16 protein-coding genes, 1 tRNA gene and 1 pseudogene (1 of these 18 cut by a window edge) are annotated in these 20,940 nt (G+C 45.6%); 7 read left to right on the forward strand and 11 right to left on the reverse strand.

The window, feature by feature from the left end; genetic code table 11:
* The 3 genes and pseudogenes from A2048_03035 to A2048_03045 all read left to right on the forward strand — a co-directional run.
* A pseudogene (locus tag A2048_03035) lies at positions 1 to 2,264 on the forward strand (nitrite reductase large subunit) (it extends 259 nt beyond the left edge of the window).
* The gene (locus tag A2048_03040; protein OGP07723.1) at positions 2,257 to 2,565 is read left to right on the forward strand and encodes a (2Fe-2S)-binding protein; all 309 of its coding nucleotides are present in this window, start codon (positions 2,257 to 2,259) and stop codon (positions 2,563 to 2,565) included. Before A2048_03035 ends, A2048_03040 begins: the two are co-directional and overlap by 8 nt.
* Positions 2,566 to 2,575: 10 nt before the next feature.
* A complete protein-coding gene (locus A2048_03045) occupies positions 2,576 to 3,565 on the forward strand; it encodes a cyclic pyranopterin phosphate synthase MoaA (protein OGP07780.1) in 990 nt (329 codons plus the stop codon).
* A 19-nt stretch (positions 3,566 to 3,584) separates the two neighbouring features.
* Here the strand turns inward: A2048_03045 and A2048_03050 are convergent, their stop codons facing one another.
* Positions 3,585 to 4,799, reverse strand: coding sequence for a hypothetical protein (locus A2048_03050; protein ID OGP07724.1), 1,215 nt, complete (start codon positions 4,797 to 4,799; stop codon positions 3,585 to 3,587).
* A 212-nt stretch (positions 4,800 to 5,011) separates the two neighbouring features.
* Between A2048_03050 and A2048_03055 the strand changes: the two genes are divergently transcribed.
* Positions 5,012 to 5,290, forward strand: coding sequence for a hypothetical protein (locus A2048_03055; protein ID OGP07725.1), 279 nt, complete (start codon positions 5,012 to 5,014; stop codon positions 5,288 to 5,290).
* 48 nt (positions 5,291 to 5,338) lie between these two features.
* Here the strand turns inward: A2048_03055 and A2048_03060 are convergent, their stop codons facing one another.
* The 4 genes from A2048_03060 to A2048_03075 all read right to left on the reverse strand — a co-directional run bounded on the left by A2048_03060 (position 5,339) and on the right by A2048_03075 (position 9,873).
* Positions 5,339 to 6,007, reverse strand: coding sequence for a hypothetical protein (locus A2048_03060; protein OGP07726.1), 669 nt, complete (start codon positions 6,005 to 6,007; stop codon positions 5,339 to 5,341).
* Between the two features lie 5 nt (positions 6,008 to 6,012).
* Positions 6,013 to 6,444 carry a hypothetical protein gene (locus A2048_03065; GenBank protein OGP07727.1) on the reverse strand — a complete coding sequence of 144 codons (432 nt, stop codon included), beginning with the start codon at positions 6,442 to 6,444 and terminating at the stop codon, positions 6,013 to 6,015.
* Positions 6,445 to 6,469: 25 nt separating this feature from the next.
* Positions 6,470 to 6,542, reverse strand: a tRNA-Ala gene (locus tag A2048_03070).
* A 139-nt stretch (positions 6,543 to 6,681) separates the two neighbouring features.
* Positions 6,682 to 9,873 (reverse strand): hypothetical protein, encoded by a 3,192-nt coding sequence (locus A2048_03075; protein OGP07728.1) that lies wholly within the window; start codon positions 9,871 to 9,873, stop codon positions 6,682 to 6,684.
* Positions 9,874 to 10,012: 139 nt separating this feature from the next.
* On the opposite strand from A2048_03075, the gene A2048_03080 reads away from it, so the two are divergent.
* Positions 10,013 to 12,145: a hypothetical protein gene (locus tag A2048_03080; protein OGP07729.1), complete on the forward strand. Its 2,133-nt coding sequence runs from the start codon at positions 10,013 to 10,015 to the stop codon at positions 12,143 to 12,145.
* 11 nt (positions 12,146 to 12,156) lie between these two features.
* On the opposite strand, the gene A2048_03085 is transcribed toward A2048_03080, so the two are convergent.
* Positions 12,157 to 13,689 (reverse strand): hypothetical protein, encoded by a 1,533-nt coding sequence (locus A2048_03085; GenBank protein ID OGP07730.1) that lies wholly within the window; start codon positions 13,687 to 13,689, stop codon positions 12,157 to 12,159.
* Positions 13,690 to 13,808: 119 nt separating this feature from the next.
* Here A2048_03085 and A2048_03090 point away from each other — a divergent pair, with 119 nt between their 5' ends.
* Both A2048_03090 and A2048_03095 read left to right on the forward strand, forming a co-directional pair.
* A complete protein-coding gene (locus tag A2048_03090; GenBank protein OGP07781.1) occupies positions 13,809 to 14,975 on the forward strand; it encodes a hypothetical protein in 1,167 nt (388 codons plus the stop codon).
* A gap of 164 nt (positions 14,976 to 15,139) precedes the next feature.
* A complete protein-coding gene (locus A2048_03095; GenBank protein OGP07731.1) occupies positions 15,140 to 15,499 on the forward strand; it encodes a hypothetical protein in 360 nt (119 codons plus the stop codon).
* 65 nt (positions 15,500 to 15,564) lie between these two features.
* Here A2048_03095 and A2048_03100 read toward each other — a convergent pair whose 3' ends face one another.
* The 5 genes from A2048_03100 to A2048_03120 are packed head-to-tail and all read right to left on the reverse strand — an operon-like array spanning position 15,565 to position 20,902.
* Positions 15,565 to 16,455, reverse strand: coding sequence for a tRNA pseudouridine(55) synthase TruB (locus tag A2048_03100; GenBank protein ID OGP07732.1), 891 nt, complete (start codon positions 16,453 to 16,455; stop codon positions 15,565 to 15,567).
* Entirely contained in the window at positions 16,421 to 16,765 is a 345-nt protein-coding gene (locus A2048_03105) for a ribosome-binding factor A (protein OGP07733.1), read from the reverse strand. The genes A2048_03100 and A2048_03105 overlap by 35 nt, the downstream gene beginning before the upstream one ends.
* A 33-nt stretch (positions 16,766 to 16,798) precedes the next feature.
* Positions 16,799 to 19,108 carry a translation initiation factor IF-2 gene (locus tag A2048_03110; protein OGP07734.1) on the reverse strand — a complete coding sequence of 770 codons (2,310 nt, stop codon included), beginning with the start codon at positions 19,106 to 19,108 and terminating at the stop codon, positions 16,799 to 16,801.
* A 42-nt stretch (positions 19,109 to 19,150) separates the two neighbouring features.
* The gene (locus tag A2048_03115) at positions 19,151 to 20,428 is read right to left on the reverse strand and encodes a transcription termination/antitermination protein NusA (protein OGP07735.1); all 1,278 of its coding nucleotides are present in this window, start codon (positions 20,426 to 20,428) and stop codon (positions 19,151 to 19,153) included.
* Between the two features lie 15 nt (positions 20,429 to 20,443).
* Positions 20,444 to 20,902, reverse strand: a complete 459-nt coding sequence (locus tag A2048_03120) for a hypothetical protein (GenBank protein OGP07736.1) — start codon at positions 20,900 to 20,902, stop codon at positions 20,444 to 20,446.
* Positions 20,903 to 20,940 lie beyond the last annotated feature (38 nt).

Genomic DNA, 20,940 nt, shown 5'->3' on the forward strand with positions numbered 1-20,940 from the left:
GAGAAAAGAAGATTGTCGTTGGCATTCCCCTGACAAAAGATGAGTCTCCGTACGCTCCCCCTCCCCCGAGCCCCCTCCCACACGGGGAGGGGGAAAGAGGCCGCTCGACTGTAGTGGAACGATACGACCACATCATTATCGCCACCGGTTCCCGTCCCTTTGTGCCGCCGATAGAAGGCTTCGGAGGTCCCGGCACTTTTCTTTTCCGCACTCTGGATGACTGCGCCCGCATTGCTGATTATGCAGCTAACTGCCAGAGAGCCACGGTGATCGGCGGGGGGTTACTTGGTTTGGAAGCCGCCCGCGGGCTCTTGACTCACGGAGTGCAGGTATCCGTTGTTGAAGCCGCACCGCACCTGATGCCGGTTCAGCTAGATGATGAAGGGGGACGCCTTTTGGAATCGACGATGGAGGCGATGGGGATTACCGTTTTGTGTCGGCAAATTGTGAAGAGCATCCAGAAGGAGCACGACAAAATTACGGGGCTTATTTTCCATGATGGGATGACGCTAGCCACTGACATGGCGGTCGTGAGTACCGGAATTCGTCCGATTGTTGAAGTGGCCAATGCAGCAGGGCTTGGCGTGGGGCGGGGACTATTGACAAACGATCAGATGCAGACCAACGATCTGGCTATTTTTGCGTTGGGAGAATGTGTGGAGCACCGGGGCCAAATCTACGGTTTGGTCGAGCCCATCTGGGAGATGGCCAGAACGCTGGCAGATGTGATTACCAAAACCAATCCCCAAGCGGCTTACACCGGATCGAAAATGGCCACCAAACTGAAAGTGATGGGCGTGGAGCTGGTGGCGATGGGGGAGGTCAATCCCAAAGATCCAGAGGACGAGGTGATCACTTACCGGGAACCCAAAAAAGGAATTTATCAAAAATTGATTATCCGCAAACAGGTCTTGGTCGGGGCCACACTGTTCGGGGACACGCAGGCATCGGATATTTTGATGCAGCTCTTTAAAGAAGGAAGCCGGGTTCCCAAAAAGAGGACTGATCTTTTATTTGGAGCAACAAATGTCTCTTCGCTGGCCGATGTGGCGGGCATGCCGGACCATGCACAGATCTGCAATTGCCATGGTATTTCCAAAGGGGCCATCCGCGATGCCATTCAGACTGAAGGATGCACCAGCGTGGCCAAGGTGGGAACTTGCACGAAAGCCGGAAAAGGATGCGGTTCATGCAAGGGGCTTATTGTTCAACTGATTCAGGCCTATGCCGGGCAAGTGGCCTACGACGTGAGTGAGCATCATTATGTGCCGAGCATTCCTCTGGAAAAATCCCAGCTCATTGCCGCCATCAAGGAAAAACAACTCAAGTCGGTGAGTGCCGTTTTTCGGGAACTGGGAAATGGAAAAGAAGATGCGGCCAGCAAAGTGGGCTTGGCATCGCTTCTCCGGACAACCTGGAACGAAGAATACGAAGATGAACGGGATGCCCGGTTTATTAACGATCGCGTCCATGCCAATATTCAACGAGATGGAACTTTTTCCGTAGTCCCCCGCATCTATGGGGGCGTTACTTCAGCCGATGAGTTGATCCGCATTGGCACCGTGGCCAAGAAATACAATGTTCCGATGGTGAAAATTACCGGAGGTCAGCGCATCGATCTTCTTGGTATCAAAAAAGAGGACCTCCCAAAAATATGGAAAGATCTTGGCATGCCCAGTGGGCACGCCTACACCAAGTCGGTCCGAACGGTGAAGAGTTGTGTCGGAACCGATTTTTGCCGCTATGGTGTGGGTGATTCCATCAAACTAGCGCAGGAACTCGAATACAAATTGCAGGGAATCGAATCCCCTCACAAAGTGAAAATGGCGGCCACCGGCTGTCCGCGCAATTGTGCGGAGGCCTACGTGAAAGATGTGGGGGTCGTGGCGATTGAAGGGGGAAAATGGGAAATTTACATCGGCGGAGCGGCCGGAGCCACCGTCCGTAAGGGTGATCTATTAGTCACCGTCGAAACACACGCAGAGGTGTTAAAGATTGTAGGTCGGTTTCTCCAGTATTACCGCGAGCACGCCAAATATATGGAACGCACTTACGGATTTGTCGAACGGATCGGCATCGACCGACTGAAAGCTCTTCTCATTGAAGATGAACTGGGGCTTTGTCCGAAGCTGGATGCGGAAATTGAAAAGGCCGCCGCCGCCTATATTGACCCCTGGAAAGAGGCGGAAATTCCCGCCTATCCCCAACAATTTGAAGGTCCGGAGCTTGTCCGCACTTTAGAGGAGGCCATAAACAATGGATAAAAAAATAATCAGTCTGGGATCAATTGAAAAAATTCCTTTGGGACAAGGGCACTGTTTCATTGTGGGATCAGAAGAGATTGCCGTATTTCGCCCCCGCACGGGAGGGCTGTTTGCCATTGGAAACAAATGCCCCCATCGAGCCGGCCCTTTGGCCGAAGGAGTTTGTGATGCCCAGTCGGTCATCTGCCCTTATCACGGTCGTAAATATGAACTTCACACAGGAATCGGATCGGAAAAAGGAGAAACCGTGAAGACCTTCGAAGTGAAGGAAGAAAATGGAGAAGTCCTATTAACATTATGACTTTTATATGATGATAAAACCGCTCACAGATTCCCATGGACGTGCGATTACCTATCTCCGCCTCTCGGTTACAGATCGGTGTCCTTTTCGGTGTGTCTATTGTTTACCTGCCGAGGGAATCAAACTTCTTCCAAAAGAGGATTATCTTGAGCCTGCCAAGATGGAACAATTCGTCCGAGCAGTGAGCGAAATGGGAGTTTGGCGTTTAAGGTTAACTGGCGGAGAGCCGCTCATTCGCAAGGACATTCTTTCGCTGGTGGCCCGCTTTTCATCCATCCCTGGCATTCGCGATTTGGCGCTGACAACCAACGGGGCGAAGCTTTCCGAAATCGCGTGGGAATTGAAGGAAGCAGGTTTGCAGCGGATTAACATCAGTCTGGATAGCCTTGATCCTGCTCGGTTTCAAGAGCTGACCGGCTCGAATTCTTTCCATCAAGTGTGGAGTGGTATTCTTCGCTCGCTGGAGGCTGGCCTGAAAGTAAAAATCAATGTCGTGGCTCTGAAGGGAATTTCAGATGAGGAGATCGACGGTTTTTCAGCTCTGGCCTTCCGATTCCCGCTGGAAGTCCGGTTCATCGAATTCATGCCTTTATGCGGAACCGCCTGGAAACCGGAAATGGTGGTGCCCATTGAAACCATCCGCGGCCGAATCGCGGGTAAATATAAGATAGAGCCCCTGTTACGTGGCACCGAGGTCGCTGAAAGTCATGAATTGGTTGGTGGAAAAGGAAGGGTCGGATTTATCGCCTCGATGACCGAACCCTTCTGCTCCAAATGCTCCCGTATCCGGATGAGCGCCACCGGTAAAATTCAGCTCTGTCTTTTTTCGAACCTTCAACATGATTTTCACCCCTCCCTTCGGAATGGACACTCTATCATTCAGATTCAAGAAGAAATGCATCAAGTGATCCTAGGAAAACCGGCAAGCCATCCATGGGTGAACAAAAAAACCGATCGGAGACCAGAAGAGAACGCCAGCATCCGATCCATTGGAGGATAGTCTCCACAAAAAATCCCCCTCACTCAAACCCCAAAATAATCCCTCTTTCATAAAGCTGCTTAAGAAAGCCAAGTTCTTCATTAAAGTCGTTATGCGAATCAAATCTGTTTAATGCCTGGCTTATGTTGAGGGCCCGATTCTCTAAAAAAAGATTTAAAAATTCTGAAGCACGGGGCTTAAGAAGTAATGTGCGCTTCTTGTTATCCGAGGCTTGATACATGAGCTGATGACCTTCCAAACGAATTCTCGATTGAAAAAAAGGCCGTGTTTTGAGCAGTAATTTGTGATGCCCCCTTGCAACTCGAAAAGATTCTTCCGTCGATCTTCCTTCAATCCTGAAAAAGCGTTGGAAATCTATCCCCTCCTCTGCCAATTTGGCGTAAACGGTTTTTTTTATCAAACAATCAACCGATCTATTTTGTATTCGACTGGCGGGGCAACCACTTTCGCAAACCGGCTTATAAGAGCAATCAAGACATTCAACATTGATAGGTTGTAATTTGAAAAGATGAAGGCGTTTGGCCACGATGGCAGAAAAACTTTCGTTAAACCAGTTGGCAAAAACCCCTTCCTGGTTAAAATTTTTGTTACATGCATAGCAGTTCCCATCAATATCAAACTCAAAAAAAACACAACGATTCCCTTGGTGCATGCAAAGATCGGGTTGAAAAGCCTGAAGGGATTTAAGGTTTTTGGTGCGGACCAGCCATTTGGCAAAACGCAGATTTTCCTCGTCATTAAGGCCATACCCATGTTCCCCAAGTTTAAAGCTGATGCTTTCAACCTGGGGGCGCGTTTGTTCAATCCATTTTTCAAACTCGGGTAAATATTGAAGGGTCAAGGGAGTAATCACCGAAAGAAGACCAATACGGAAACCCCTTTTATTGAGTTCGTTGATATTGTGCGTGACCCTTTGCCAGCTATTGTCACGCTGTTCGTTGTGGATTTTGGCACTCCCGTCAATACTAATCCCCACAAAAAAACGTTTTGGATTCCCTATAATCTTAAGAAGTTGGTCCAGATAATCGGCCGTAAATCGGGTTCCGTTAGATTGGATGCGAACAATGTCATGGGTGGACTCTGCCAAGATATTAATGATTTCTCCCAGGGTTTTTGCCGAAAGAATACTTGGTTCGGCACCATGGAGGGTCATACTTTCAACAAAGAAATCCTCTTTTTTTATTTTTGCCGCAAACCGCTGTGCCGCTTCCAAGGCCCGCCCATCATAATTCACCTGATGGCTTTTATTGTACGCTGGCACGTAGCAATAACGGCATTTCAAATTACACACTTTACTAATGGCAAAATAACAATGCATTTTGAATTCAAAAAAGTTAAAAATGGTTGAGCCAACAAACCGTATTCATAAAATATTGATCAACCCTATGACGCAAGTCATAGAGTCTTTTTCTTTAATACAGGATTAACAACCAAAGGAGAGAAAATATGGATAAAAAGAAATTACTTATTTCGGGTCTGACTGTAGCAGGGTTTTTGGCCACAAATTTGGCCGCCAAAACATCATGGGTGCTGGCAGAAGAACCCACCAAACAGGAAAAAATGGAAGAAGGAAAACAAGGGGCTTGTGCTCCTGGCGCTTGCGGCGCCATGATGGAAAAGAGCGAGAAAAAAGAAGACAAAGCCGAAAAGAAAGCGGCTTCCTGTAGCGTAAAACCCGAAAAGAAAAGTGACGAAAACACGGACGAGAAAAAAGAAGGCAAGTAAACAATAGAGCTTTATGGATTGAGCCTTTAATTTTTACTCTATGTCCCATTATAGGGCTAACACCCTTCCATTGTTCCCCATCCACATCTTTTCGTTTTTATAGTCGGGGCACATCGTTTCCACCCATTCCCAGTAAACCCTGGAATGATTCAAGTGTTTTAGATGGGCCAGTTCGTGCACCACGACATAATCGATGGCCGAAGGGGGTGCCATGACCAGACGCCAATTAAAACTTAACCCTCCCTTGGAACTGCACGAACCCCATCTTTTTTCGGCGGAGGATATTCGGATCGATTTATAGTTTAAATGATAAAGTCCAGCCCAATAAGTAACGCGTTGCACAATGTATTTTTTGGCTTCATTCTTATACCAAGCAACAAACAAGGCCCGCGCCGTTTTCTGATATTTTTCGTTCAATACAAACCCATCCTCAAAAACAAGGGGTTCATCACCATGATCCACAACCATGAGGGGATAAAGCTTACCCAAAAAATAAAACTCCTCACCGGTGACAAATTTTTTTGGGGAAAGCCGGGGTGCAGCCTTGACCCTGGCTTTGGTCTTTTCAATCCAGGCCTTTTTTTCATAAAGAACACGCTCAATATACTCCACGGAAGCCCTTAATGGAGCTCGAACAATCAAACAAGCCTCCGCATTAATAAGAAGACCAACACTTCGCCTTTTGGAACGAACAAGCGTGTAAGAAGGAAGGGTCATGAAAATTAAGATTGAAAAATATTATAAGGAACTGAAGTCACCACAAAACTTCCCGTCCCCGTGGCAATAAGTTTTCCGGAAGAAGTCTTCACTTCCATCCCTGCCACAGAAAGGGTTTTTCCTTGCCGGATAATCCAGCCTCTGGAGATAAGGGTTTCCTTTGTAACGGGCTCTAAAAGACGCGTTTGAAATTCAGAAGTGGCAATCCAGGTGTCATAATAAAGGGCCACCGTGAACCAACCCGCATTATCAAGCAGGGTGGCAATCACACCTCCGTGGGTGCCACCCAGGGCATGATCCAAACCAGGGTTATAAGGAAGTTCAAAGATGGCCGATCCTTGATCATAGTGGAAAGTCATACCAAAAGTTTTTTTGATGGGGGCTTTATCAAAGAGTTTGATCAACTCTTCTTCTTTTTTTTTATTCTGAGAAGTCATACTGAAAATCTAGTCAAAAATTATGTGGAGCAGAGCGGGATCGAACCGCCGGCCTCTTCGTTGCGAACGAAGCGCTCTCCCAGCTGAGCTACTGCCCCGAAAATTTGCGGCAGCAAATTTTCCCCGAAGAACGAAAAACGTGAACAAAAGTGCCACAAATTTCGTTCACGTAATTCGTAATTTCAGCCAAAGGCTGATCAGTCCTTCGGCTGACGTTCTTCGTGAAGAAAAATCTGGCTAACTCAACTTCATCGTCTTTTCCTGATCAAAGCTTGTGATGGCCTGCCACCGTTTTTTGAGGGCGTCAACTTTTTCTTTTTCATCGGCCGATTTGGCCATGGTCTCAAGTGTTTTTACTTCTGCCATAAAGGGATCGCCCAACCTGTTTTCAAGATAAAGATCGGCCAGTTCATACTTGATCGTGAATTTTCTTTCTCCCGAGGTTTCGTGTTTTTCAGCCATGCGCATATGTTCAATCTGGAACGAAAGCGCTTTCATCGGATCTTTTTCTTCTTTGGCGATATTGGTGAGCTCTTGATAACACTTGGCCAAAAGTTTGTTTTCGTAAGCCATCTTTTTTTCTTTTGATTCCAAAATCTGCTTGGCCAGCAAAAACCGGCGTGACCCCTGGGGCAGGTTTTGCTGATGACAATAAATAATCCCCTGATTCGCCAAAAGGGCTGCTTTGGTGGTGATGTCTTTTAAATGCACACTAATTTCAATGGCTTTTTGGTAACTCGCCAAAGCTTGATCAAACTTTTCCTGGGTCATAAGCACATTTCCCAACCCATTATAAGCACGCAATAAGATGGGAAGGAGTTTTTCACTATGACAGATTTCAATGCAACGCTCGTATTCTGTCGTCGCCTTGTCGAAATTCTTGAGGGCGCGATAAGATTCCGCCATGGAATAAAGGGCCCGTGCCAAAGGCTCTTTGTAGGGTAATTTTTCAAAGACAACAATATCCTCACTCAAAACGGCAATGGCTTTTTCATAGTCACGCAATTGATAATAAACATGCCCCAAATCATTGTTGGTGATGCGTAAAAGCTCATCAGCCGCCAACTCCCTGATTTTTTGGCGGGCCTGCAAGAACTGATTGATGGCTTCCTCCGAATGCCCGGTAAGAACAGAAATCTGGGCCAGATCATTTAAGAACCTTATTTCCTCGGCACGGGTATCCGCATGTTCTGCGGCCATACGAACACCATCAGTAAAATAAAACCGTGCTTCATGAAGTTTTTGTTGGTGTAAAAGGCACAACCCCTTCTTTTCCCAAATGACCAACTGTTTTTTTATGGGAACCGTCCCGCTTTCTTCATCAATTTCCTGCTCTACCCGTTGAAGCATTTTTTCAGCTTCAGAAAAACGATCCAACCAGATCAAAATATCGGCACCATCAATAACCCAGTCAACCCTTTGCACCAGAGGGGCCGAAGCAAATATTTTGAGAAGACGTTGATAACAATCGAGGGCCTTTTCTTTATCCCCCCTTTTAAGACTGGCCTCCCCCAATTTTTCAAGAGAGGACTGAACAACCAAGGGATCGGCGCCCAAACTTTGATGTTCCCAAACATCAATATCATCCAAGCCAATATCAGGGGCGGCAAGCCGGCTATGTCTTTTCTTTTGTTCTTCAGAACCCAATTGTTTTGTCAAAAAAGGGCCAAAAGCCGGTTTGTACAAGCAATAGCTTCCCTCTTTTTCTTGCCTGATGATTTTTTTTATGATCATTGATTCCAATAATTTGGACAAATGGGGCTCTTCCGTAATTTTATGAAGGGCCTCGCTGGAAAGCCCCTGCTCAGAAAGGGCCAGCCATAGGGCCACATCCTTTTCATCTTCTTCCAAAATGGAATATTCCTGCCTCAGTTTTTCTTCCAGCGAACGGGGTGTTTCAATGCGTTTAAGGGCTCCGGATAAATGCCCCAGCAAATCAGAGCTCCATCGGCCCGATTCATCAAAAAGCAAACCCTGCTGAATAAGTGTTTCAATAATCTGTTTGCACAGGGCGGGATTGCCCCCTGTATTATGATAAATTTCCAAGACAAAACGTTCGGGAATTTGTTTCTGCCCGATGATTGTTTCAAGGAAAAGCCGGGTTTCCTCCTGATTAAAAGGAAGAATCAAGACATCTTCAAACACCAGTTCTTCACGGGGAAAAAGATTTTCAAAAGGTTTCCAGTGATCTTTATGAGTGCCTGTTAAAACCAGCAAAAGTTTGGTTGTTTCAGGAGAGAGAACCTTTTGTTCCAAAAAAGACATGAAATGTTTGAAAGTCTCAGGTGGCTCCTGGCTTGCAAGCATATTATCAGGGCCCACATCCCCCAGATAGTTTTCGAGATCCTGAAAAACAAGGACTTTGGCCAACCCCAACACAGCCTGGTCTGCTTCGCTAAGCGGCAAAATAATATCTTCCACATTTATTTTTTCGAGTTGAAGTCGTGTTTTGATTTGGCTGACAAACTGGGATTTCCCCACACCGTGCTCCCCATAAAGAAAAAGGATACTATAGGGGAGTGCGTCATTTTTTAAAAATTTGTCCAATACTCCCTCAATGGTCCACTGCACTTCTTTACGACCGATCAGTTCGGAAGTGGCTGGAAGATAGGACAAAAGAGTTTCAGGCGTTTCAACGGAATATTTCTTTGAAGAAAAGGCGGCAATTTCTTCAATAACAGCTGTTGCCGATGAATAGCGCTCTTCCGGCTTTTTAGCCAAAAGATTGGCTGTTACTTCAGAAAAATACTGGGGCACTTTGGGATTTACTTTGGTGACAGGTGGAGGCGTAAAAGTACGATGACGATCGTAAACTTCTTGGAGTGATTTCCCGGAATAAGGCTGTGTTCGTGTAAGGCAATTATAAAAAACAACCCCAACGGCATACAAATCACTGGCCACGGTATGATGGGCCCCCCGAAACACTTCAGGTGCCAGGTAGGTGGGAGTTCCAACAATCGATTCCCCCCAATAACCCGCCAAACCAAAATCGATCAAAAGCACTTGGCCATTTTCAACAAAGACATTTCCCGGCTTTAAATCGCAATGAATAATCCCTTTTTGATGCAGATAGTTGATGGCTCGTAATAGTTGAACAAATAAATCTTCGCATTCTTCAAAAGGCAAATCCTTGGTGGCATGAAACAAATCACTCCCTTTAAGCCAAGGGGAAGTAAAATACACTTTTTTCAATTCTTCATCGTAACCATAATCATAGATGCGCCCGATATTAGGGTGGGAAAGACGCTTCAAAACTCTAAACTCATTTTCAAGTTGCGAGACAGCCGATTTGGGATCCGTGTTTTCAACCGTACGCAAAAGCTTTAAAGCCACCGGGTCCCCACGCGGCGGCAGCACCAAATAGACTTCCCCCATCGCTCCTTTTCCAAGGGTTTTTAGAACACGATATTTCTTTGCAATTAGATCCATAGACAACCGTCCGATTTTCGGACTCTATTAAGACAATCGCTTCAAATACTGTTTTGTCATTGTTATTATAAATAACCAATTTCAAAAAGAAATTTTATTTTTCATTTTTTGGCACACCCGTTGCAATTCTTTTTTTTAAATGGCCCTTCAACCAAGATGCCCTTCCTTGACACAAACTTCAATCATCACCTCCTTTTCTCGTTATGGAAATTTAATTCTTGTGGGGTGCGTGGCCTGTGTACTGGCCATGATGATTCTGCCGCTAGAGGCCTGGATTCTCGATTTTTTACTGGCCATTAACATGGTGGGCTCCGTCACCCTCTTATTGGTGACTCTTTCCATTTCCGATTCCATGAAACTGGCCACATTCCCCACATTACTTTTAATCAGCACCCTTTTTAGATTGGGTTTGAATCTGGCTTCCACCCGTCTTGTCTTAGGCTACGGATATGCAGGGCACATTATTGAAACCTTTGGCAATTTTGCCACTGGGGGTAATTTGCTTGTGGGGTTTGTCATGTTCCTCATTCTCACCATCATCCAGTTTGTCGTGGTGGCTAAAGGAGCCGAACGGGTCGCTGAAGTCTCGGCCCGGTTTACCTTGGATGCCCTTCCCGGAAGGCAAATGAGCATCGATGCCGATCTTCGTGCAGGGCTTCTAGGCCAAGAGGAAGCCAAAAAATTGCGCGATGATTTACACCGCGAATCAAAAATGTATGGCGGCATGGATGGGGCCATGAAATTTGTCAAAGGAGATACCATCGCCAGCCTGCTTATCGCCGGCATCAATTTATTGGGCGGCATGGGCACGGGCATGGTGCAACGGGGTTTAAGTTTTAAGGAATCGGTCCAAACCTACTCCCTTCTCACCATTGGCGATAGCCTGGTAAACCAGATTCCCGCCCTTCTTGTGGCGCTTACAGCCGGCTTCATTGTCACTCGGGTTTCTGATGAAAAAAAAGAAAACTCCCTGGGTAAAGATATCGGGCAACAAATTCTTTCCCAACCCCGGGCCCTTTTAACAGGGGCTTTCTTAAGTTTGGGGATGGGATTTTTTCCCGGCTTTCCCCTATTTTTTTTCGGCCTTCTTTCTGCTGGATTGGCGTGGGTTGCTGTTACCATTCTTAAAAAAATCAAACAAGAAACCAGCGCTCCCCTTCCTGTGGATGCCTACAAAGTTGAGGATGAAAACCAGCGTGCCGAAAAAATTGGGCTTCCCACTCCACTGGCTTTGGAAGTGGGGTACGAACTTTATCAGGTTTTCACACAAGACCCCCGCTGGGTTCATTTTTTTGGACAACTCTATCCAAAACTAAGAGTTCATCTTACAAACCAGATGGGTGTTGTCTTTCCCGAACTTAAATTGATTGTGAACGTGGCTCTTTCAAAATCATTCAAATACCGTCTACGTGTTTTTGAAGTGCCCGTGGATACGGGTCTTCTGAATCCCCATCACTGCACCATGATCGGCGAGGTTCCAAATAGAGACAAAAATATCACCGGACAAATTCCGGAATCGGGACAAACCATGCATGGCACACCGATTTCTTTGTGGAACCTTAAGGAAAAAGAAAGTTTGGCGAGGGAAGGGCTTAATACCCTGGGCCCGGAAGAAATGTTGCTCCGTCACTTAAAAAGGATTTTGAAAAAACACGCGGGTGATTTTGTGGGCATCCAGGAAATGCGCCACATGCTTTCACGCGTTGAAATTCAATATCCGGAATTGGTCCGCGAGGTGGTTCCCAAAGTCATGTCCATTCAAAAACTGACCGAAGTGGTCAAAAGACTGGTTGAAGAAGGAATCCCCATCAAAGATTTCCGGCTCATTTTACAAATTTTGTCCTGTAACCAACCTGAAAACAAAGACCCTGTCACCCTTACCGAATATGTACGTATGGGTTTAAAGCGTACAATCACCTTCATGCATGTCCAGGAAGGTTCCCGCTTGGGCGTGGCTATTTTGGATGACAAATTAGAAGACGAAATCCGTAGTGGCATCCAAACCAATGGCTCTGAATCTTATCTAGTCCTTTCTCCAGACAGACTGACACAAATAAACCTGGCCATTATCAACTTCTTCCAAAAAGAAAACATCAATTCCAGATACTGCATTCTATTAACACTTCCCGACATACGTCGTTATGTCAAAAAAATCACCGAGCACGATCTTCCCGAACTGGCCGTACTCTCCTTTCAGGAACTAGATCCCAAGATAGTCATTGAACAAAAAGGCATCATCAGGATGGAAGAAAATCCCTGGCTGGATGATTAAAGATTATTATTTTATACAATCATCCCCCGATCCAAGCTGCGGTATTGAACGGCTTCCAACAGATGCCCCACTTCAATGGATTCTTTTTCCTGCATGTCGGCCAATGTACGTGACACTTTTAAAATGCGATCAAAGGCCCGGCCCGACAGGTGAAATTTTTCCATGATGCTGCGCATGATCTGTTTGCCTTCTGTATTAAGCTCACAATATTTGCGCATATGCCGGCTTTGCATTTGCGAGTTGAGCAAAATACCCTCTTTTTTGAAACGCTCCATCTGTAATTCACGTGTTTTAATCACCCGAGCCCGAATGATTTCAGAAGATTCACGGCTCAGATTGCGTGAGGTCATGTCATCAAAGGTCACCGGAGGGACTTCAATGTGAATATCAATACGATCGAGCAACGGCCCCGAAAGTTTGGTGCGATACCTTTTGATTTGAAGCGAATTACAACTGCAGGGTATTTTGGGATGCCCGTAATACCCACAGGGACATGGGTTCATCGCTGAAATGAGCATGAATTTGGCGGGATAAGTCAGGCTCATCGCGGCCCGTGAAATAGTCACCTGCCCTGCCTCAAGGGGCTGGCGTAAAAGTTCCAAAACATTTTTTTTGAATTCGGGCAATTCATCTAAAAACAAAACACCATTATGGGCCAGGCTTACTTCCCCCGGCTTTGGCATGCTTCCTCCTCCAATAAGACCCGCATCCGAAATACTGTGATGGGGCGCCCGAAAAGGCCGTTCGCTAAGCAAACCGTGGCTACCTACCAGTGTGGCCACAACGCTATAAATTTTGCTGGTCTCTAATGATTCACTTAAACCCAGGGGCGGTAAAATGGTGGGAAGCCTTGAGGCCAGCATGGTTTTTCCCGACCCGGGTGGCCCCAAAAAAAGCAGATTATGCCCCGCTGAAGCCGCCACTTCAAGGGCGCGCTTGGCCTGATACTGACCACAAATTTCTTCAAAATCGATACGGTAGGTTTTCGCTTTGGCCTCAAAAGTGAGAACGGGTTGTGCTTTAAGGGCTAGCCGGCCATTTAAAAATTCAACAATTTCTGAAAGATGATTCACCGCATACACCGAAAGTCCCTCCACCATGCTTGCTTCACGCGCATTGGCCTTGGGCACAATAAGACCTTTGAGTTTTTTTTGAGCGGCCAAAATGGCCACGGGCAATACACCGGTGACGGGTCTTAATTCTCCGTTAAGTGAAAGCTCTCCCAAAAAAAGATAGGGCAAAACCTGTTCCGTGGGAATAAGGCCCGAAGAGGCCAATAAGCCCAACGCCATGGGCAAATCAAGGGCCGTCCCTTCTTTTTTGACATCGGCAGGAGCCAGATTGATGGTGATTTTGCGTTGGGTAAAATCATAGCCGCTGTTTTTGATGGCAGAAATGATGCGCTCCTTGCTTTCTTTCACTTCATTTTCAGGCAATCCCACCGTGTGCCACTTGGGAAATTGGGACAAACGAATATCCACTTCCACATCCATTAAATAAGCATCCACACCCACAAGCCCGGCTGATTGAACTTTGGAAAGCATTCTCTTTCCCTATTCAAAAAACAGGCCAAAATCGAATCGCTGAAAAATTGATGGCTTACAGAACGCAAGCCATGATAGTTTTTGAAAAACCGTCCGAAAAATGGACGGTGCATCCACGCATGGTGAAATTAGGCATCGACAATTTATTTTCAAAAAAGATGATTGGCCTCGCAAAACGTATGGGGCTGCTTGCGCATCCGGCCAGTATCAATAAAAACTACAAACACACTCTTGATCTATTGCTCGAAAAAGGAGTGAAGGTCACCCAACTCTTTGGCCCCGAACATGGGTTGTTTGGAACAGCCCAAGACATGGTGGGTTGTGATTCACAAACAGACCCCCGCACGGGGCTTCCTGTTGCCAGCTTGTATGGGAATCATTTTGATTCCCTTTCACCCAAAGCAGAACATCTCAAGAATATCGATATACTTGTGTGCGACCTGCAAGATGTGGGCAGCCGCTATTATACTTTTATCTACACGATCGCTCTATGCATGAAGGCCTGTGCTCAAAAGAATATTCCCGTTGTCGTTCTTGATAGACCCAACCCCATCAATGGGGTCACCCTTGAAGGACCCCTTCTGCAACCAGGTTTTGAATCTTTTGTCGGGCTTTTTTCGGGTATCCCCGTGCGACATGCTTTCACCGTGGGTGAGCTAGCGCTTTATTTTAATACCGAACACAAAATCCATTGTGATTTAACTGTGGTTTCCATGAAGGGATGGAAAAGATCCATGTATTATGACGACACAGACCTTCCGTGGATCAACCCTTCCCCTAATATGCCTTCCTTGGAAACAGCTTTGGTCTATCCAGGCATGTGCCTTGTGGAAGCCACTGAAGTTTCAGAAGGACGGGGAACGACAAAACCCTTTGAACTTGCAGGGGCCCCTTTTATTGAACCGGATAAATTAGTGGCAAGCCTGGAAAAAGAAAAATTGCCGGGAGTGGTCTTCCGTCCTACATGGTTTCGACCCATGTTTCAAAAATGGGCGGGAATCGACTGTGGAGGAATTCAGCTACACATTACCAACCAAAAAACCTTTAAATCATTTGCCACGGGCTTGGCTTTCATCAAACATGTGGCCAAACTTTACCCCCAAGATTTTCAATGGAGATCTAAAACCTACGAATTTGTAGACACAATCCCCGCCATCGACCTTTTAACCGGATCTGCGCAAATTCGGGAAAGCCTCCCCAGCCTAAATATAGAAAAACTTGAGAGAAAATCACTTAAGTCATTGAAATTAATATATAATTTATACAAAAAATACCATATCTATTAAATCTAACCCTACCGAAAAATAGAGAGAAATTAACTATTGCCCTTACAACCTGATTGTGGCAATGTCAGGACTTCTCTTCTGCAGGAGAGCGATCGATTGAGAGCCCGTCTTTGGTATCCCAGTTTGTCCCCATCCTTAAGAAGTTTTCGTTTCGAAGGAAATTTATGAGCAAGAAACTTTATGTAGGGAATCTTCCCTATTCTATTGATGACAACCAACTTCAAGAATTAGTCGCTCCGTTTGGAGCCATCACTTCAGCCAAAGTTATATCCGACAAGTTTTCTGGTCGGTCTAAAGGTTTTGGTTTTGTTGAAATGGCCAATGACGAAGAAGCCCAAAAGGCTATCGAAGGATTAAACGGCAAAGACATGGGTGGTCGCGCCATTGTAGTCAATGAAGCTAAACCCCTGGCCCCTCGCGCTCCTGGTGAACGCGGTGGTGGTGGCGGTGGCTTCCGTGGCGAACGTCGCGGTGGCAGCGGCGGTGGCGGTGGACGTGATCGCAGAGACTCCAACCGTTGGTAGTTGTTTAAAAAAACCCCCTGCCCAAAAGGTAGGGGGTTTTTTATTGCCCAAAATTTTCAAAAATATCATGAACTCATAAGTCTTTCCGCTTTCAATTCAGAACCATCCCGTTTTCCAAGCCCTAAAAACAAGTTCCCATCATAAGAACGTACAATTCCATCCCCCTTTGAATCTAAAACAATTCTTTTCCCCTGCCTTAAAGCCAAAGCCTCATCTTTTTGAAGAAAGATGGATGGGTAATGGGAAAGGGCTTCTTCAATGGAAACCAAAGCATTCTCTGACACTTCTTCCTTTTCCACATTCACGGCATTTTTCACATCAAAACAAGCAGCACGCACACGACGGAGCTCCGTCAAATGCCCCCCGCTCCCCAGTTTTCGGGCGAGATCAGCCCCCAAAACACGTACATAAGTTCCCCTGGAACAAGACACCCTAAAGCGTATCAAAGGGGAATCCCATTCCATTAAAATCAGCTCATCAATACGAATGGGCACAGCTTCTCGTACCACCTCAATGCCGGCACGAGCCAATTCATAGAGTTTTTTGCCTTCTTTTTTTTTGGCGGAAAACATCGGAGGAATTTGGGTTTGGGGCCCCAGAAAATTTTTGAAAACAAGATTTATTTTGGTGGCATCAAGAATGGGAACGGGAAATACATTTGTCATCTTTCCCATTTTATCCAGGGTATCGGTAGCTTCACCCAATTTTAAACTTGCCTCGTAAACCTTGGGCTCTTCACAAAGATAGGAAACAAATTTTAGAGCTTCTCCAAGACCCACAACCAAAAGGCCACTGGCAAAAGGATCCAGAGTACCTGTGTGCCCTATTTTTGAAGAAATTTTTTTTCTCTTTAATAAATGAAGAACATCATTGGAAGTGGGCCCGCAGGGCTTATCCACAAGAAGAAACGAATTTAAAAAACTATTTGGGGTGATTGATTTGCCTGAAGAGTTCATCCATTTTCTGGTTTTTTTCAACCTGGTCATCGTAAAAAAAATCAAGGTCGGGAACATACCGCAACTGGACACGTACCGATAATTCCTTTTTTAAAAACCCCTTGGAACGCCTGAAACCCTTCAATACTTCCCTTTCACGCGTACGATCAGCGATGTAAAAATACACACGCGCCTGGTGCAGATCAGGGCTTATTTTAATTTCGGTAATTTGGACATCATGAAGAAAGGGATCCGAGACAGAAGTCAGTAAAAGCTCGGTCATGGTGTCCTTGTAAGTTGATTCGATTTTTTTTAATCGGAGAGATTCCATAGTGTGTAGGGGCGTATGGCCATACGCCCGTACTTAGAGATCCGGCTGAACCAGGGTCACATCAAAAGCTTCAATCAGATCGCCCGGTTTAATGTCGTTGTATCCTTCAATGCCAACACCGCATTCCAGTCCTTGGGTCACTTCACGAGCATCATCTTTAAAACGTTTTAAAGTAGATACTTTACCTTCAAATACAACGACGTTATCACGAAGCAGTCGTAAATTGGCTGAACGTGTTAGCTTGCCATCCACAACATGACAACCAGCCACGTTTCCCACCTTGGAAACGGTAAAGGTTTGTCTGACCTCGGCACGTCCCAGATACTTTTCAATCTTTTTGGGAGCTAGCATCCCCTTCATCGCCAATTTGACGTCTTCCATCATTTCATAAATGATTTTGTATAATTTAATGTCAACACCTTCTCCTTGGGCAACGCCGATAGCTTTGGTTTCTGGACGCACATTAAAACCCATGACGACAGCACCAGAAGCAGAGGCCAAGAGAACGTCGGATTCGGTAATGCCCCCCACTCCTGTATGAATGAGATTGATTTTCACTTTTTCGGTGGAAAGCTTGAGGAGAGAATCCTTGATGGCTTCCAGAGAACCGTGCACATCCGTTTTTAAGATAACATTGAGCACCTTGACTTCAGTGGCTGCACTTTGGGCAAAAAAGTCTTCCAGGGAAACTTTTGTCTTTTTGGCCATCTCTTCTTCCCTTTTTTGCGCTCTTCTATTTTCGACAATTTCACTGGCCATTTTTTCATCAGGAACCACACGAAACACATCGGAGGCCACGGGCACCGAATCAAGCCCCATGATTTCAACGGCTGTAGAAGGCCCCGCTTCTTCGATATTTTTCCCGAGATAATTCGTCATGGCGCGTATTTTTCCGCTGGCCATGCCCGCCACAATAATATCCCCCATGCGAAGGGTTCCCTGCTGCACCAAAATAGTAGCCAAAGGTCCACGATTACGATCAAGTTTGGCTTCAACAACAATACCCTTGGGGGAAGCCTTGGGATCGGCCCTTAATTCCAAAACTTCAGCTTGCAATAAAATAGTTTCAAGAAGCTCATCAATCCCCTGTTTGGTTTTGGCTGAAACCATGCAAACCAAGGTCTGCCCGCCCCATTCTTCAGGAATAAGTTCCTTTTCAGACAATTGACGCTTGATTTTTTCAGGATCGGCACCGGGCTTGTCAATTTTATTGACAGCCACAACAATGGGAACACCGGCTGCTTTAGCATGGTGAATGGACTCCACCGTTTGAGGCATCATTCCATCATCGGCGGCAACAACAAGCACAACAATATCAGTCACTGAAGCCCCGCGTGCACGCATGGTCGTAAAAGCTTCATGGCCCGGTGTATCCAAAAACGTGATCTTTCCCTTGGGAAGCGCCACTGTATAAGCGCCAATATGCTGAGTAATGCCACCGGCTTCCCCTTCTGCCACCTTGCTTTTTCGAATGGCATCCAAAAGCGATGTTTTGCCGTGATCAACATGGCCCATAATAGTGACAACAGGGGCTCGCGGGATCAGGCCTTCATCGGTTGTTTTTTGATCAAGAGTATTAAAAACCTTATTTTCGTTAAAACCAACATCTCGCACTTCAAACTTGTAATCACCCGCAATAACCGTAGCGGTTTCAAAATCGAGCATTTGGTTGACAGTGGCCATCGTTCCCAAAGCCATCAACTTTTTAATGATTTCAGCGGATTTAATCCCCATGGCCTTGGCCAAATCACCCGCAGAAATATTTTTTGTCATTTCGACGATACGTTTGGAGGCCTTGGTTTCAGTAATGGGAGTTCGATGAGCTGATTTTTTGACTATACCGCGCTTGTTGCGCTTGCCTGCCTTGTCCGGCTGAAAAACACGTTCTGTATGGGCAATGCGGGATAACTGCGTAATGGATGAAACCTCGCCAAAACCTTCAATTTCCATGCGACGTGGGCCCTTCTTTTTGGCCAACCTCTTCAACCGATTCTTTTTTTCTTCTTCAGTTTCTTCGTCAGGAACAATTTCAGGATCAGCACTGGCCAGAACAGGTGCTTTTTTAGGCCCCAGGTTAAACTTGCTTAAATCAATAATTCTTTTTTCTGGTTGTTTGGAAGCTTCTGTTGTTTTGGCAGCCTCGGCGGCCTGTTTTGTTTCAACGATATCTTCTTTTTTAATCGGCTTTTCACCAACAACAACTTGGCTTGGGATAGCACTGATTTTTTCCTCAACAAGGAAAGCTGCCTTAACAACAGACTCAGGAGCTTCCGCCACCACTTCACGCCTACGGCGGATCACTGTTGACTTGACTCTTTTCTCAACGACTTCTGTTTTTTCCATAAAATCAAAGCCCTCTTGGGGAATATTTTGCTTTAGGAAGCATTAAGCCGATACTATCGCATCGGATTTTTTTTCTGATTTGGCTTCCTTAAGCACTTCACCCGCCTTGGCATAAATACGCTTTAAAGCATCTTGATCCATGCCAGGAATACTTATGAATTCTTCCTCAGAAACTCCGGCAATTTCCTCAACCGAACGATAAGCATGACTATATAAAATAGTGGCAATGGATTCATCAATATCCAAGAATTCGCTCAAGCGAGCCTTGGCTTGCTTGGCCATTTCATCAATTTTGGATTCACTAAAAATATCGATGTTCCAACCCGTCAAATTAGCCGCTAAACGAACGTTTTGTCCCTTGCGGCCGATAGCCAACGAAAGCTGGTCATCAGGAACAATGATTTCCATCGATTTTTCATTTTCCTTGATGATCACCTTGCTTACTTCCGCAGGAGCAATGGCATTGCACACAAACTTGGCAGAATCTTCATCCCACAAAACAATATCAATTTTTTCGCCGCGCAATTCCTGAACCACACTTTGAACACGGGACCCTTTCATCCCCACACAGGCTCCTACGGGGTCGACATCATCATCCTTTGAATACACGGCAATCTTGGCACGGACACCCGGTTCACGGGCGCAGCTCTTGATTTCAACAATGCCTTCCGAAATTTCAGGAACTTCCATTTCAAACAAGGCTTTTAAAAACTGGGGATGCCGGCGCGAAAGCACAACTAAAGCCCCATTGTGGGCATAGTCATCTAAATGAACAAAATAGGCCTGGATACGATCGCCGGGTTTGTAGGCTTCGCCGGGAATCTGCTCTTTATAAGGCACCACGGCCTCGGCCTTACCCAAATCGACAATAAGATTTCCTTTTTCAAAACGACGAACCACGCCGGAAAGAACCGTATTCATCCGGTCTTTATATTCGTTAACCACAATATCTTTTTCCGCATCACGCAATTTTTGAATGATAACCTGTTTGGCTGTTTGTGCTGCAATACGTCCCAATACATCGGCACTTATTTTTGTACCAATGCTATCCCCCATGCTGCAATCCGGGTCGAGCTTTTTGGCTTCTTTGTAGATAATTTCACGATTGGAATCTGTCACCGTTTCAACCACCGTTTTAAACTGGAACAATTCGACTTCACCGGCCTCAGGATTAAAATGGGCTTCCAAATCACCCAAGAAACCCAGCTTCTTGCGGGCCGCCGACATCATGGCTGATTCAATGGCTTCAATCAGCGATTGGCGGGGAATGCTCTTGTCTTTTTCAATTTGTTCCAAAACTCGGTTAAGATCTAACATCATAATGAATCTCCTCTTTCATATTTCCAGCTTAGCTTTAAACAAATTATCAAAGCCAACGGGATAATCTACCTTATCAACCTCAACAATAAACCGGTCATCATCGACAGTTTTTAAAACACCCTTGTAATTTCTACGGCCATCGCTGGCCAGTTTTGTTTTTACAGAAACAACTCTTCCCACATAAGGAAGAAAATGCTCTCTTTTCTTTAAAGGCCTATCCAGGCCGGGGGAAGAAATTTCCAAATCATAACGAAAAGGAATAAAATTTTTAACCTCGATGATATCCCCTAAAATACGATTTAAGTGGCTGCAATCATCTAAATTAACTCCACCCTCTTTTCGGTCAACAAGTACACGAAGTGTTTTACGGCCCGCTGTAGAACCAAATTCAACGTCCCAAAGCAAAAAGCCCTCACTTTCAATCAGAGGAGACAAGAATTCGTAAATACGCCCCTCTAATCCTGTTTGGCTCATAAAAAACCCCGCGACCAAAAAAAATGGGGCTCAAAGAT

Source organism: Deltaproteobacteria bacterium GWA2_45_12, from assembly GCA_001797365.1.
Taxonomy (GTDB): domain Bacteria; phylum UBA10199; class UBA10199; order UBA10199; family UBA10199; genus UBA10199.

Coding starts and splice junctions, on each gene's coding strand:
- A2048_03040 (OGP07723.1), top strand. CDS start 2,257: ATGGATAAAAAAATAATCAGTCTGGGATCAATTGAAAAAATTCCTTTG.
- A2048_03045 (OGP07780.1), top strand. CDS start 2,576: ATGATAAAACCGCTCACAGATTCCCATGGACGTGCGATTACCTATCTC.
- A2048_03055 (OGP07725.1), top strand. CDS start 5,012: ATGGATAAAAAGAAATTACTTATTTCGGGTCTGACTGTAGCAGGGTTT.
- A2048_03060 (OGP07726.1), bottom strand. CDS start 6,007: ATGACCCTTCCTTCTTACACGCTTGTTCGTTCCAAAAGGCGAAGTGTT.
- A2048_03065 (OGP07727.1), bottom strand. CDS start 6,444: ATGACTTCTCAGAATAAAAAAAAAGAAGAAGAGTTGATCAAACTCTTT.
- A2048_03075 (OGP07728.1), bottom strand. CDS start 9,873: ATGGATCTAATTGCAAAGAAATATCGTGTTCTAAAAACCCTTGGAAAA.
- A2048_03080 (OGP07729.1), top strand. CDS start 10,013: ATGGCCCTTCAACCAAGATGCCCTTCCTTGACACAAACTTCAATCATC.
- A2048_03085 (OGP07730.1), bottom strand. CDS start 13,689: ATGCTTTCCAAAGTTCAATCAGCCGGGCTTGTGGGTGTGGATGCTTAT.
- A2048_03090 (OGP07781.1), top strand. CDS start 13,809: ATGGTGAAATTAGGCATCGACAATTTATTTTCAAAAAAGATGATTGGC.
- A2048_03095 (OGP07731.1), top strand. CDS start 15,140: ATGAGCAAGAAACTTTATGTAGGGAATCTTCCCTATTCTATTGATGAC.
- A2048_03100 (OGP07732.1), bottom strand. CDS start 16,455: ATGAACTCTTCAGGCAAATCAATCACCCCAAATAGTTTTTTAAATTCG.
- A2048_03105 (OGP07733.1), bottom strand. CDS start 16,765: ATGGAATCTCTCCGATTAAAAAAAATCGAATCAACTTACAAGGACACC.
- A2048_03110 (OGP07734.1), bottom strand. CDS start 19,108: ATGGAAAAAACAGAAGTCGTTGAGAAAAGAGTCAAGTCAACAGTGATC.
- A2048_03115 (OGP07735.1), bottom strand. CDS start 20,428: ATGATGTTAGATCTTAACCGAGTTTTGGAACAAATTGAAAAAGACAAG.
- A2048_03120 (OGP07736.1), bottom strand. CDS start 20,902: ATGAGCCAAACAGGATTAGAGGGGCGTATTTACGAATTCTTGTCTCCT.